Genomic DNA, 12596 nt, shown 5'->3' with positions numbered 1-12596 from the left:
AAGATTGCCTAGTCGCAACATCTGCGAAAGAAAACCAAATGTAAGAATTTAAAATCAAACAATATAGTATCTAATATTTTGTGCTAATTAGTTTTTTGCCAAAGTTTAATTTTACCATTCGTTATAATTCTATATCTAAATTTTGTGGTTTAAAACATCGAATGGTAATATCAGTCCTTGGGAACAGTAAAATTTTTACTCTTTTTCGGATTTTTTGATAGTCTGGATTGATGATTATGACGTCTCGGATTGTTTTGCCTTTTGTGAATGCCCCGCTTAAAAGAAGGTTTAATTCAGCATCCAACGGGTCAAGAGAAATACCATAAAGGATAATAACATTGGCCTCCGACAAGAACTGACACGTAGTGAAATGACTATAACCTACTTTATGATTTTCCTCATCACTACGGTAGTTTTCCATAGAGGTTTCAGAGGGGAGGTAGAGATGTTCATGTGCTTCCATGCTACCATGAATATGAAATATTTTAGCACTTTCAATATTATAATACTTTTCTTTTACCCAGCGGTTCACTTCAGCATCTATGACAGTATCCCAGTTTGTTGAAACAAAGCCAAATAGGTTATGAGGGTTACTAAAGACGAATTTGTCCAATATAGCACTAAACTCTTTCCTTGGTCTAAGAATCCCAGCTTTTTGATAACTTTTCAGTTGCTCAGCAATAAGTTCCTTCATAATAATCACCAAATCCTGTTCTTCTTTTAACTGGATTGCACCCTTAGGTGATTTAGAATATAGTCGCAAAGCACAAATAGATTTAGCAAATAAGAAGTTGGCACTATCCGCATCAATTTCATTACCATAAATAATTTTAAAGACATTTAGTACAGGCGTCCATGCATTCTCAACAGTTCCAGCCCCAACTAAGATGGCTATTTTGTTTTTATTAATTATCATTACTAAAAAAACAATTAGTGTGACTCAATCAAAAATCAAATATAAGCATGTTTAGCAAGATTATATGTAAAATAAAGTGTTGTTGACAACCTAATTCCAATTTTAATTGACCGTTTAGTTTCAATATTGTGTACCTGTTTCATTTTATTTAATAACAAGTTTCTTTAAATCCTGCAAAAAGTGGTTCGAAAATAGGTTCGTAAGGACCACCAAGAAACTCCTTAAGCAATTAAGGAGTTTTTTTATGTTTTTATAATTTATAAAAACGGGATCAAGCTGTAAATCTGTGGAGGGATCAAGTCATAAATCTGAGGAGCAGTAAAAAATTAGGCATAAATATTAGTGAGCCTAAACTATCAATTCTTATTAAGCTCCTCTTTAATTTCTGATTCAATAAAAGCTACCTTTTCAAGTGTTTGGTCTCGATAGCTTTCCATTATTAATTTATTTTTGACATTTGCTTTAATATACCGGGCTTCATTGTATTCGCTAAAGAATGTTTCTGCAAAAGTTCCGTTACTGTATATCAAATTGTATATATCAACTTTACATTTATTATTTTTAGATTCAATTTTAATAAAAAATGATAATGGAACCGGAGTGGTAATTTTGCCTTTTTGAATATTAAGTATTGTATTTGCTTTACCTATAAATGTTCCGTTTCCCTTATCATCTAATTCAATTACATCTTTGACGGAATTAAAATTAGTAGTGAAAAATAATTTTGATTTATTATAAATCTGTTCTTGACTCAAATTATTTGACTCTATGATTTTAGTAAAATGAACTTTTCCATTTTCGTCTTTTGGAAGAACATTAAGTCTTTGTCCGTATCCAGATAATGAAAGTATTAATAAAGCAGAAATGAGAATTCTTTTCATAATAAACGACTATTTAATTATTACCATTTTAAACCAACAACATCAACTTCTATTTGTAAATTTCCCTGATATCGACCACTCATTTACAATTTAAAGTAACCACCTCAGCTTTCATTAAAAACTATTTTTCACTTGTTAATTAGTATTCAAATACAGCAAAGCATCATCCAAGATTTTTTTCTTTATTTTTTACCTAAACTATTGAAAATGATGATAATTTAGAAAACGAAGTAAGAAGTAAAAAATTACATTCTTATGCATAAAAATTGATGAATTAGTAAACTAAAAGAAACTATTGCAAACAAAAAATATTAAATCTAACTATTTCTAATTCTCAACTTCTTTAAATCCTAAAAAATGGTTCAAAAAACAGGAAATCTTTCCTGCGCTATATTTACGATCATCACTAATTATATTCTTTAAAAAAAATCATCAAAAAAATTATCAATCAAATTAATTATCGTAATATTGCAATATAGATATAAATAAATATGGGAGCAACAAAAACAGACCATTTTACAGAAAGCCAAAATGAACTTGCCGTTTTAGCCAAAGCTTTGGGACATCCGGCACGTATAGCCATTATTGAGCATCTCCTAAAAGTTGACGCTTGCATTTGTGGCGACATTGTCAACGAACTTCCTCTTTCTCAACCAACGGTATCACAACATCTCAAAGAATTAAAAAATGCGGGGGTGATCAAAGGCAACATAGAAGGGAATTCAATTTGCTATTGCATCAATGAACCGGGATTGGAAAAAATCAAGGGATTCTTTGAACACATAGCCAATCATCTTGAAAAAAAGAGAAACAATTGCTGCTAATTTAAATAAATATGGATATCCGAAAACTATTGACTACAGATTGGGATCAAGTCAAAATGATCTATGAAAAAGGCATAGCCACTGGAAACGCTACTTTTCAAACTAGCGCCCCATCATGGGAAGAATGGGACAAATCCCATCTTAATAATTGCAGAATTGTAGCAGAAACTGATGGTATATTGACAGGATGGGCCGCGCTCACACCTGTTTCGTCACGCTGCGTTTATGCTGGAGTAGCAGAAGTTAGCGTTTATGTTGATCCGGCATATTCCGGAAAAGGAATAGGTCTTGCTCTTTTAAACGAACTTGTAGCCTTAAGCGAAGCAGAAGGGCTGTGGACTGTGCAAGCAGGAATTTTTCCGGAAAACACCGCAAGCCTTCGCATACATGAAAAAGCTGGATTTCGGATATTGGGTGTCAGAGAAAAAATCGGAAAACAAAATGGAATTTGGCGGGACACAGTTCTCTTAGAAAGAAGAAGTAAACTCTTCAGTTAATTCCAAATTATTTAAAAGATAGTTGTTTAATTAAAAAATAGAAATCATGAAACTTTCAGAAATTAAAGAAACACTAAAAACAGTTGAAACAGTAAATTTTGAATTACCAAATGGGACTTTTGTTCCTGAGTATTTTCACGTGACTGAAGTTGGTCTGATAACCAAAAATTTTATTGATTGCGGCGGAACAGTCAGAAAAGAAACCGTTGTTAACTTCCAACTTTGGGATGCCAATGACTACGATCATCGACTAAAACCACAAAAGCTGATTCATATTATTGAGCTTTCGCAAAAAGTTTTGGGTATCGAAGATTATGAAATCGAAGTCGAATATCAAGACACGACTATTGGTAAATATGATCTTGATTTTAATGGTAAAAATTTCATTTTATTAAATAAACATACTGCTTGTCTTGCACAGGAACAATGTGGTATCACTTCAGAAAAAACTAAAACATCGAATTCATGCACTCCTGGCACTGGTTGTTGCTAATTCCAAAACAATAAAAAAGTAATTATGATTAATAAAAATATTCTTTATTCAGAAATTGAAAATGTGATTCGCTCATTTGACTTTAACCAAATATCCGAAGAACGCAAGCAGACTTTACAACCATTAGTAGATTACATTCAAAATAAAGTTAACAATAAGCAAGAAATAAGACTTAATTTAATTTGCACACATAACTCAAGAAGAAGTCATTTATCACAAGTCTGGGCACAGACGGCAAGTGCGTTTTATAACGTCCAAGGAGTAACTTGCTACTCGGGAGGCACGGAGGCTACAGCTTTATACCCAATGGTCGTTGAAACCTTGCAACAAACAGGCTTCCAAATCAAAAATATTTCAGAAGGAAAAAATCCTATATATTCGATAAAGTTTTCAGCCAATGAGCATCCTGTTATTGGTTTTTCTAAAACCTATGATGACAACTTTAATCCTGCAAGTGATTTTGCAGCGGTAATGACCTGTTCACACGCCGATGAAGGTTGTCCATTTATTTCTGGTGCAGAAAAACGCATTCCAATCACTTTTGAAGATCCAAAAATTTCTGATGGAACACCTCAACAAAAACAAATTTATCAGGAACGAAGCCTTCAAATAGGAACTGAAATGTTTTATGTATTCTCACAAATTAAACAATAATAATGTCAATAAATAACTGTGCGCCAGTAATTGGACGAAAAAAATTAGGCTTTTTAGACCGCTTTCTTACACTTTGGATTTTTCTAGCCATGGTAGTAGGAGTAACAATAGGTTATTTTATACCATCGAGCAGTAATTTTATTAATTCCTTTTCAAATGGAACAACAAACATTCCTTTGGCTATTGGATTAATTCTAATGATGTATCCTCCATTGGCAAAAGTAAAGTACGATCAAATCGGACAAGTTTTTAAAAATGTCAAAATCTTGGGGGCTTCGCTTTTATTAAACTGGATTATTGGCCCTGTTTTAATGTTTATACTGGCCTTATTTTTTTTAGGCAATTACCCTGAATACATGGTTGGGGTCATTCTGATTGGTTTGGCACGATGCATCGCCATGGTAATAGTTTGGAGCGACTTGGCAGAAGGCAACAGGGAGTACACAACCGGACTTATTGCTCTCAATAGCATCTTTCAAGTGTTGCTTTACAGTATCTATGCCTATATCTTTATTACTGTTCTTCCTCCGTATTTTGGGTATCATGGTTTTAAAATTGATATTAGTATCGGTCAGATTGCAGAGAGCGTCGGAATATATTTAGGCATTCCTTTTGCACTTGGAATTCTCAGCCGTTATTTTCTTCTTGCATGGAAAGGAACCGAATGGTTTGAAACGAAATACGTTCCTTTTATTTCGCCTATCACACTGATATCTTTGCTTTTTACAATCATTCTTATGTTTAGTTTAAAAGGAGAGCTGATTGTTCAAATTCCAATTCATGTTCTAAGAATCGCTATTCCGCTGGTAGTTTACTTTACAATTATGTTTTTAATAAGTTTTTTTATTGGGAAATACTTTGGAGCCGATTACTCAAAAGCAACATCAATAGCTTTTACCGCTACTGGAAATAATTTTGAATTGGCCATTGCTGTTGCAATAGGTGTTTTTGGAATAAATAGTGGCGAAGCATTTGCGGGAGTTATTGGCCCCTTGGTAGAAGTGCCAGCACTCATCGCACTGGTTAATCTCGCTTTTTGGTTTAGAAAAAAATATTATACTTTCGATTAAATAAGTAAAACTACTGCATTCTCAAAACTCTTAAATAGTTTCATTGAATGGATTATCTTTTTCAGATTAAAAGACGATCTATTTGATTACTATTACCATTTTACTTCAGCTGTCTGATATAATAATACACGAAAAAACTCCATCTAAAAAATGGAGTTTACTGTTTTTAATTGGCAACTGGAGCAATTTCTGGTGCATCACGATTGTCTTTTTTCCGCCAATAATTAGCAAGCAACGAACCCGAAACATTCATCCAAGGACTGAACACTGCAGAAGCCAAACCGACCGTTGCTAATTTGCCCATTGCACCCGCCAGCCCCGAAGCCATTCCTCCGTTTTGAAGACCAACTTCAAAAGCGATAGTCTGACTGCTTTTTTTGTCGAGTCCACTAATTCGACTAACCCAATAACCAAAAAAATAACCTGCTCCATTGTGCAGTACCGAAGCTAGGAAAAGTAAAAACCCTATCTGAATCAAATTATCCCTTCCGGCTGCCGTGGTTACCAGAGTAAAATAAATGATTCCGAACATTGAGAAATAAGGCATAATGAGATCTATTTTGGGAAAGTTTTTATACAGCAAATGATAGAGCGAACCCACAACGAATGCTCCACAGGAGAAGTTTACAATTTCCAAAATATGTGCAACAGTATTATCTTCAGGAACTGAAAAAGCATTCCCAAAGCAAGCAAAAATAACAAGCCAAACTGCTGAAAAAATTGCCAAAAGATAGATTTGTTTTTTTGCTGCCAGTCCATGATTTTTCAAAACATCATGAATCATTGCTGCAGACAAAGGCACAAGGACAATCTTGATAATTTCCATCATCATGTCAAAGAAATGTACTTCGACCATGGTGCCTGCAAATATCTTCATCAAAAATGGAGTCATAATTGGCGCAGTCAAAGTTGACATAGCTGTTACAGTAACAGATAAAACCAAATTCCCTTTAGCAATATAAGTCATCACATTCGATGCTAATCCGCTGCTGCATGAACCAATCAAGATGATTCCCGCAGCGATTTCGGGTTCGAAACCAAAGGTCTTGGCAATCAAAAATCCCATAATCGGCATAATCGTAAAATGTCCCAACAAACCAATCAATACACCCCTGCCTGATTTTCGGATTCCCGTAAAATCCTCAATACTCATCTGGGTTCCCATTCCGAACATCACCATTTGAATGATAATTAAGATTAGCCACTTGTTGCGCATATCAAAGCTACCCACATGCAGGAAAAAGTTAGGATAAAGTAATCCGGCACAAACCGCTGTAATGATCCAAAATGTATATTGATAACCGCTCAATATTTTCACATGTCCTACCCCTATGGCAATACTTGAAAATCCCAGAATCAATCCCATTTTCGAAATGAGGTCTATTTGCTGCAACCAACCCAAACCAGCTACAATGAAAAATATCGGGGCAGCCCAAAGAAAATATTTACGCATACAAATGATTATTAAAGTTAGAAATAAACCTCTGCCAGTTTTTTCATGGCAATTGCAGGACTTGCCAAAATTGGCACTACTTTTTCGTCAGCGCTCAAACCATCGACAACACGAGCCATCGAAGCTTGCGCCAAAACAATCACATCAACCTCTTTCATTAATTCTTTCAAAGCGTTAGCAACCATTTCATCGTGTTTGGCTGCATTACCGCTCATTAAAGCTTCGAAAGCTCCTTCGCATAATTTGGAAGAAATCGTTACATTTTTACCTGCTAATTCTGCTCTTCTTCGAACTAAATCGCTTGTTGGTTCCAAAGTAGTTGGTAAAGTAGCGATCACACCTATTTTGTTGCTGATTTGTACTGCTTCATCCGCCATTGCCTGATCTACCCGAATCACCGGAACAGAACTCAAAGTTGCAGCGGTTTCTATCGCCACACCAATGGACGAACAAGTTACCAAAATCACATCGGCTCCTGCAGCTTCGGCAGACTGAACGTGGCTCACCACTCTCGCTGCCGTATTAGGCATTAATTTGCCTTTTTTGATTACGTCTTTTATCAAACTATCATCAACGATATTGAACGTTTCTACACCATTTAAAAATTCACTGCTTAATTGCTGAAACAATGGGACCAATGTTGCTGATGTATGTACAAAACCTAAAATTTTTGCGCTCATAATTTTTCTCCTTTTAAAACTTTTATAAAATAATCGGCAGTACCTACTTGTCCTCCCTTAAAATTCATTTCTATTCCATTAACCCATTCATTGTCTGAAATCGCCTTGCAAAGCGGTGCTCCCGGTGCAATTGGAGCAATCATTTCCAATGCCAGAATATCCAATTCAGAGGCGGCATAACTAGAGGTATCGCCTCCTGCAAAAAGAATTCTTTTCAGTGGAACTACCTTTAATACTTCTTTGGTTATTTGTCCCAAAACACTTCCGTAAATGCTACTACACTGTTTCTGAATCTCATTTGCAGAAATACCTTTGGCTATAAAAAAAGCTTCTGTTTCAGCAATACGCGGATCGTTGGAACCTGTACTGGTATGCAAAACAGTACTTTTACCCTGATTGAAATTGGTTATGATTTGATCAACGGTATTCTTTATAATTTCAGTTTGATAATCACTATCAACGGCTTTGCTTTCTAGAGCAATTTCGAGAAATCCATTTCCCAAAGCATATATAATTTGATTTGAAGTCACAGGAGAACAGCTTCCCGATAAAACCAATAAAGGTGAAACTTCTCCAGCCGATTTAAATTTTAATTCGTTTCCAATAATATTTTTTGCTTTCCAATCCAATCCCAAAGCCATTTCTATTCCGGATGAACCCACGGAAAACAATGTTTTTTCTGTTGCCAATTGATTAAAAACACTTCCTATGGTTTTGAGGTGCTCCAAATTGAAACCGTCAAAAAACAGAATTTCAGTTTTACTGTCGTTAACCGCTTCAAGAACTTCGCTTGAGCCTTTTTCAATTGTGGTCAAATTGACAAGACCTATGGATTTCTCCGTTTGTTTTGCCAAATGAATGGTCAAATCTCCTTCCAAAGCTGGCGTTACGGGATGTTTGCTCATCGACGGATGTTTGTCAATACGGTAAATTTCCCCGTTACCGATAGTCCCCATTCGTGCAAAAAGATTTCCGAAAACACAAAAACGTCCCAAATGTGGCGCTGATGGCGAAACCAAAACTACTTTTTGATTAAAAACTTCGCTTCCAATTTCTATTGCTTTTCCAATGTTTCCAACGTGTGGCGCCGAATCGAAAGTGGAACAGACTTTGTAATGAAAATGTGTCGGTTCAAAACTTTTCAAATTTTCAAAAGCGGGAAAAAGTTCCGTTTCCATTTCCGAAGGTGACAACGACCTGCTTTTTCCGGCCAAGCCAATGGCCTGGATTCCAGGAAAACGATCCAAATCTTTTTGGGTCGGCTTTTGAAGAAAGAGAACGGTTTTTACTCCGGCCAACGTCAGAAATTCTAGGGCATCCGTGGAGCCCGTGAAATCGTCGCCATAATAGGCCAGCAGTAATTTATCTTTCTGATTCATCATTTTGAAAACTTCTTAACCGATTCTGCAAATTCAGGGTACTTTTTGGCCGTTTCTTCTACAGACAAACCGTCAACGGCTCCTTCCCAAGCCTGCTGTAATGCGTTTACACCTGCTTTTGGTCCCATTGGGTGTGCCAAAATTCCGCCTCCCGCCATATACAGCAAATCGGTAGTTTGGGTTCTTCGATAAGTTTCTACTGCTTGTCCTCCCCATTGTCCTGAAGATACTACCGGCAAAATTTCGTTTCCGCCCAAAAAGGGTTTCAAACAGGATTTTATTGATGTCACCACCGAATCATCCGATTCCCAAAATTTATTTTGAATTCCGTTGACGTGCAATTGATCGACTCCTGCCAAACGCTGTATTTTTTGGTAGGCAGGAAATTCAATTCCCAATAAAGGATGTCTGTTCAGCATACCCCAACCGTTTCTGTGTCCGTGGATGACAAGTTCGCCCCGATCGCAGATTTTCTTTGTCCCCGAAAGCCCAACGCTGTTAATACTAACCATCGCACAGCTTCCTTTTTCTTGTAAAATCAAATCGTATTTGCGTTGCATTTCGTCAATTTCATCACTGATATTGAAAGCATACATCACTTTTTTACCCGTTTTTTGTTCGTTGTCACGAATGACTTTCATAATCGCTTTTACACGGTCATCAAAAAAAGAATTTGCTGCCGATCCCATCAATTCATCGTCTTTAATAAAATCGATTCCGGCATCAATCAGGGATTTTACCAAAGTTGCGGTTTCCTCCACGCTCATTCCGATACTTGGTTTTATAATCGTACCAATCATCGGTCTGTCAGTCACTCCGCAGGATAATTTGGAACCTTTGATTCCGAATGTTGGTCCCTTGAAATGTTTTTTGAAAGAATCCGGAACGTCGAAATCCATCAATTTTAAACCAGTGAACTGTGTGATTTCGTATAAATTTCCCTGTAACGTACTGATCAAAACTGGCAGGTTATATCCAAAATTCTCTATCGACCAACTCACTTTTACCCTTGCCTGTTGGTATTTTTTTCCAGGAATATTACCTCCCGGAATGGATGGTTCATCTGCCAAACCCAATAATTGAATATCCTCCACACGGGCTGCAAAACGTTTTTTCAACTCTTCGGTTTCGCCCGGAACGGACACAAAAGTCCCCGATGATTGCTCACCCGCCAAAACCGCCGCAGCCTGTTCTACTTCATAAGGCGTTTCTATGAGATATTCTGCAAAAACTCTTTCCATTATTCTGATTTAAATTATTCTTTTATGATTTTATTCTACTTTGACCTCAATAGCTTTAGGGGAAATCCCATTCCCAGTAGAAGCTTTCAACTGAATGTTTTCTTTCTTACCATTCGATTGGATAATAGCGATGCATTTTCCGTTATAGACTTTGCAGGAACTTGCCTTGAACGAATCCAAACCTGCCTGATAACCGTTGTCAACGCCCACTAATTTTCCGCCTCCTGTCACTTCAAAATGGATTAGGTCATTGGCGTTTGGCGAAAGGTTTCCATCTTTGTCCTGTATCGAAACGGTCACGTAAACCAAATCATAAGTGTCACTTTTGAAGGCTGTTTTATTGGCTTTCAAATCTATTTTAGAAGCTTTTCCAGCCGTGTGGATTTCTTTTTCCAACACTACTTTTCCGTCTTTTCTAGAGATAGCTTTTAGCGTTCCCGGTTCAAATTTTACACGCCAAAAAATATGCAAATCATCGTTTTGCTTAGATTTTTTGCCTAATGATTTTCCGTTCAGGAATAATTCCACTTCATCGGCATTGTTGTAGTACGCCCAAACATCGACTTCCTGATCTTTTTGCCAGTTCCAGTGCGGAAAAATATGCAAAACAGGTTTGGCTGTCCATTCGCTTTGGTACATATAATAAACATCTTTTGGAAGTCCCGCCAAATCGATGATTCCGAAATACGAACTGCGCGCCGGAAATGGATATGGGTCGGGTTCGCCTATATAATCAAAACCAGTCCACACAAAAGTACCCGCAATGAAATCGGAATTTTTTATCGCTTTCCAGCTTTCTTCGTGGGTCGAACCCCAAAATGATTTTACATTGTCGTAAGCCGAAACCGTCCAATCTGCATTGCCATCAAATTCAGCTCCGTATTTTACAGGCCACGCTTTTATCGAGTCCGAAGGTTGGTCGTAATGCCCACGAGTTTCGAGAGCCGAAACAGTCTCGGAAGCAATTATTTTTTGTCCCTTGAAACGGGCTGGAAATGTTGTGTAATCTTCGTGTTTGTAATTGAAGCCTAACAAATCCAAAGCACCTGACTGATAAATGAAATTCTTCTCCGGAACATTTTCGGTCAAGGCAGAAGTTACGGGACGAGTGGTATCGAGATTTTTTACGATTTGCGCCAATTCTTTTGTAATCGCAATTCCGGTACTGTCAAATTGTTCACGGATTTCATTTCCAATGCTCCACATCATCACCGAAGGATGGTTGCGGTCTCTTTTAATGAAATCTTCCAAATCCTGTTTGTGCCACGCATCCCATTCTTTGTGAGCATCATTTTTTACTTTTGCTTTTTTCCAAACATCAAATGCTTCGTCCTGAACAATGAAACCCATTTCATCACACAATTGCATCATTTCTAAAGAATGCGGATTGTGTGACATTCTGATAGCATTACAACCCATTTCTTTCAGCAATGTTAGTTTTCTGCGAACGGCATGAATGTTTTCTACCGAACCCAAAGCACCGTTGTCGTGATGCATGCAGACTCCATGTATTTTGGTTGGCTTTCCGTTTAAAGAGAATCCTTTTTCGGCATCAAAAGAGAAAAACCGAATTCCTAATGGTGTTTCATAAGTATCAACCAATTTTTTATTCTCGTAAATTTTGGTAAGCACTTTATACAAATACGGATTTTCAGGACTCCATAATCTTGGCTGATTTACTGTTAAATCGTGAATCTTTTTCTCCGATGTTTTAGCTCCGATTTTTTCTGTAGAAGTGACATTGGCAACTTCAACATTATTTCCATTTACAATCGAGGTAACCAGTTTGATTTCTTTTGCGGAAGCGTTATCATTGTCGATACTTACTTCGAAATGGACAGCCGCTTTTTCTGCAGAAACTTCAGGCGTGGTTACATAAGTTCCCCATTTCGCAACGTGTAATTTTTCAGTCGCCACCAATCGCACATTTCTATAAATTCCAGAACCTGTGTACCATCTTGAATTGGGCTGTGCGTCGTTATCGACTTTTACGGCGATGATATTTGCTTTGCCAAAATTCAAATATTGCGACAATTCATAAGCAAAGGAAATGTACCCACTAGGACGCACTCCCAACGAATGTCCGTTGATAAAAACTTCGCTATTTTTGAAAACACCGTCAAATTCAACTGACACGGTTTTGTCTTTCCAATTGGCGGGAACAGTAAATACTTTGCGGTACCAGCCTTTTCCTGCCGGCAAAAATCCTTCCTTAGTTCCTGTTGGATTGTCTTTATTGAACGCGCCTTCGATACTCCAATCGTGAGGCAATTGAAGGCTTCTCCAATCGGCAGTACTGAAATTGGCGTTAATAGCCTGTGGATAATCTCCCAGCTTGAAATTCCAGTTTTTGTTGAAGTCTTCGACGATTCTTGCTTGTTTTTGAGCTAGAATTGTTGTTGAAAACAAAATTGTCAGTACAATTGTTATTTTTTGTAAAATGTTTTTATACTTAATCATAAATATGTTTTTTATTCTATACTAAAATTTTACACAAAGTTGTCATTT

General features: G+C 36.9%; 12 protein-coding genes. 5 read left to right on the top strand and 7 right to left on the bottom strand.

All coding sequences use genetic code 11. The features are described 5' to 3' along the window. Positions 1-121 precede the first annotated feature (121 nt). Both OZP12_RS04765 and OZP12_RS04760 read right to left on the bottom strand, forming a co-directional pair. The gene (locus OZP12_RS04765) at positions 122-916 is read right to left on the bottom strand and encodes an SIR2 family protein (protein ID WP_281227912.1); all 795 of its coding nucleotides are present in this window, start codon (positions 914-916) and stop codon (positions 122-124) included. 356 nt (positions 917-1272) lie between these two features. Beyond that, positions 1273-1797, bottom strand: coding sequence for a DUF4468 domain-containing protein (locus OZP12_RS04760; protein WP_281227911.1), 525 nt, complete (start codon positions 1795-1797; stop codon positions 1273-1275). Between the two features lie 491 nt (positions 1798-2288). On the opposite strand from OZP12_RS04760, the gene OZP12_RS04755 reads away from it, so the two are divergent. The 5 genes from OZP12_RS04755 to arsB are packed head-to-tail and all read left to right on the top strand — an operon-like array spanning position 2289 to position 5335. Next, positions 2289-2621, top strand: coding sequence for an ArsR/SmtB family transcription factor (locus OZP12_RS04755; RefSeq protein ID WP_281227910.1), 333 nt, complete (start codon positions 2289-2291; stop codon positions 2619-2621). Positions 2622-2632: 11 nt separating this feature from the next. Beyond that, positions 2633-3118: a GNAT family N-acetyltransferase gene (locus tag OZP12_RS04750; protein WP_281227909.1), complete on the top strand. Its 486-nt coding sequence runs from the start codon at positions 2633-2635 to the stop codon at positions 3116-3118. 46 nt (positions 3119-3164) lie between these two features. Beyond that, positions 3165-3611, top strand: a complete 447-nt coding sequence (locus OZP12_RS04745; RefSeq protein WP_281227908.1) for a DUF6428 family protein — start codon at positions 3165-3167, stop codon at positions 3609-3611. Between the two features lie 24 nt (positions 3612-3635). Next, positions 3636-4265, top strand: coding sequence for an arsenate-mycothiol transferase ArsC (locus tag OZP12_RS04740; RefSeq protein WP_281227907.1), 630 nt, complete (start codon positions 3636-3638; stop codon positions 4263-4265). A 2-nt stretch (positions 4266-4267) separates the two neighbouring features. Then, positions 4268-5335, top strand: a complete 1068-nt coding sequence (gene arsB, locus OZP12_RS04735; RefSeq protein WP_281227906.1) for an ACR3 family arsenite efflux transporter — start codon at positions 4268-4270, stop codon at positions 5333-5335. A 166-nt stretch (positions 5336-5501) separates the two neighbouring features. Here arsB and OZP12_RS04730 read toward each other — a convergent pair whose 3' ends face one another. The 5 genes from OZP12_RS04730 to OZP12_RS04710 are packed head-to-tail and all read right to left on the bottom strand — an operon-like array spanning position 5502 to position 12548. Further along, positions 5502-6788, bottom strand: a complete 1287-nt coding sequence (locus OZP12_RS04730; RefSeq protein WP_281227905.1) for a bile acid:sodium symporter family protein — start codon at positions 6786-6788, stop codon at positions 5502-5504. Between the two features lie 17 nt (positions 6789-6805). Continuing rightward, positions 6806-7468, bottom strand: a complete 663-nt coding sequence (locus OZP12_RS04725; RefSeq protein WP_281227904.1) for an aspartate/glutamate racemase family protein — start codon at positions 7466-7468, stop codon at positions 6806-6808. Continuing rightward, complete coding sequence (locus OZP12_RS04720; RefSeq protein WP_281227903.1) at positions 7465-8850, bottom strand: four-carbon acid sugar kinase family protein; 1386 nt, start codon at positions 8848-8850, stop codon at positions 7465-7467. Before OZP12_RS04720 ends, OZP12_RS04725 begins: the two co-directional genes overlap by 4 nt. After that, a complete protein-coding gene (locus tag OZP12_RS04715; protein ID WP_281227902.1) occupies positions 8847-10088 on the bottom strand; it encodes a ribulose-bisphosphate carboxylase large subunit family protein in 1242 nt (413 codons plus the stop codon). The genes OZP12_RS04720 and OZP12_RS04715 overlap by 4 nt, the downstream gene beginning before the upstream one ends. A 30-nt stretch (positions 10089-10118) precedes the next feature. Beyond that, entirely contained in the window at positions 10119-12548 is a 2430-nt protein-coding gene (locus OZP12_RS04710) for a glycoside hydrolase family 2 TIM barrel-domain containing protein (protein ID WP_281227901.1), read from the bottom strand. Positions 12549-12596: the final 48 nt, after the last annotated feature.

The organism is Flavobacterium aquiphilum (assembly GCF_027111335.1).
GTDB classification, from domain to species: Bacteria; Bacteroidota; Bacteroidia; order Flavobacteriales; family Flavobacteriaceae; genus Flavobacterium; species Flavobacterium aquiphilum.
Note: the sequence above shows the minus strand (reverse complement) of the source record. Positions and strands in the feature narration are given on the sequence as shown.

Bases quoted from the DNA above. Each gene is read 5' to 3' on its own strand.
- OZP12_RS04730 (WP_281227905.1), bottom strand. From the start codon at position 6,788: ATGCGTAAATATTTTCTTTGGGCTGCCCCGATATTTTTCATTGTAGCT.
- OZP12_RS04760 (WP_281227911.1), bottom strand. From the start codon at position 1,797: ATGAAAAGAATTCTCATTTCTGCTTTATTAATACTTTCATTATCTGGA.
- OZP12_RS04725 (WP_281227904.1), bottom strand. From the start codon at position 7,468: ATGAGCGCAAAAATTTTAGGTTTTGTACATACATCAGCAACATTGGTC.
- OZP12_RS04755 (WP_281227910.1), top strand. From the start codon at position 2,289: ATGGGAGCAACAAAAACAGACCATTTTACAGAAAGCCAAAATGAACTT.
- OZP12_RS04740 (WP_281227907.1), top strand. From the start codon at position 3,636: ATGATTAATAAAAATATTCTTTATTCAGAAATTGAAAATGTGATTCGC.
- OZP12_RS04765 (WP_281227912.1), bottom strand. From the start codon at position 916: ATGATAATTAATAAAAACAAAATAGCCATCTTAGTTGGGGCTGGAACT.
- arsB (WP_281227906.1), top strand. From the start codon at position 4,268: ATGTCAATAAATAACTGTGCGCCAGTAATTGGACGAAAAAAATTAGGC.
- OZP12_RS04720 (WP_281227903.1), bottom strand. From the start codon at position 8,850: ATGATGAATCAGAAAGATAAATTACTGCTGGCCTATTATGGCGACGAT.
- OZP12_RS04710 (WP_281227901.1), bottom strand. From the start codon at position 12,548: ATGATTAAGTATAAAAACATTTTACAAAAAATAACAATTGTACTGACA.
- OZP12_RS04745 (WP_281227908.1), top strand. From the start codon at position 3,165: ATGAAACTTTCAGAAATTAAAGAAACACTAAAAACAGTTGAAACAGTA.
- OZP12_RS04750 (WP_281227909.1), top strand. From the start codon at position 2,633: ATGGATATCCGAAAACTATTGACTACAGATTGGGATCAAGTCAAAATG.
- OZP12_RS04715 (WP_281227902.1), bottom strand. From the start codon at position 10,088: ATGGAAAGAGTTTTTGCAGAATATCTCATAGAAACGCCTTATGAAGTA.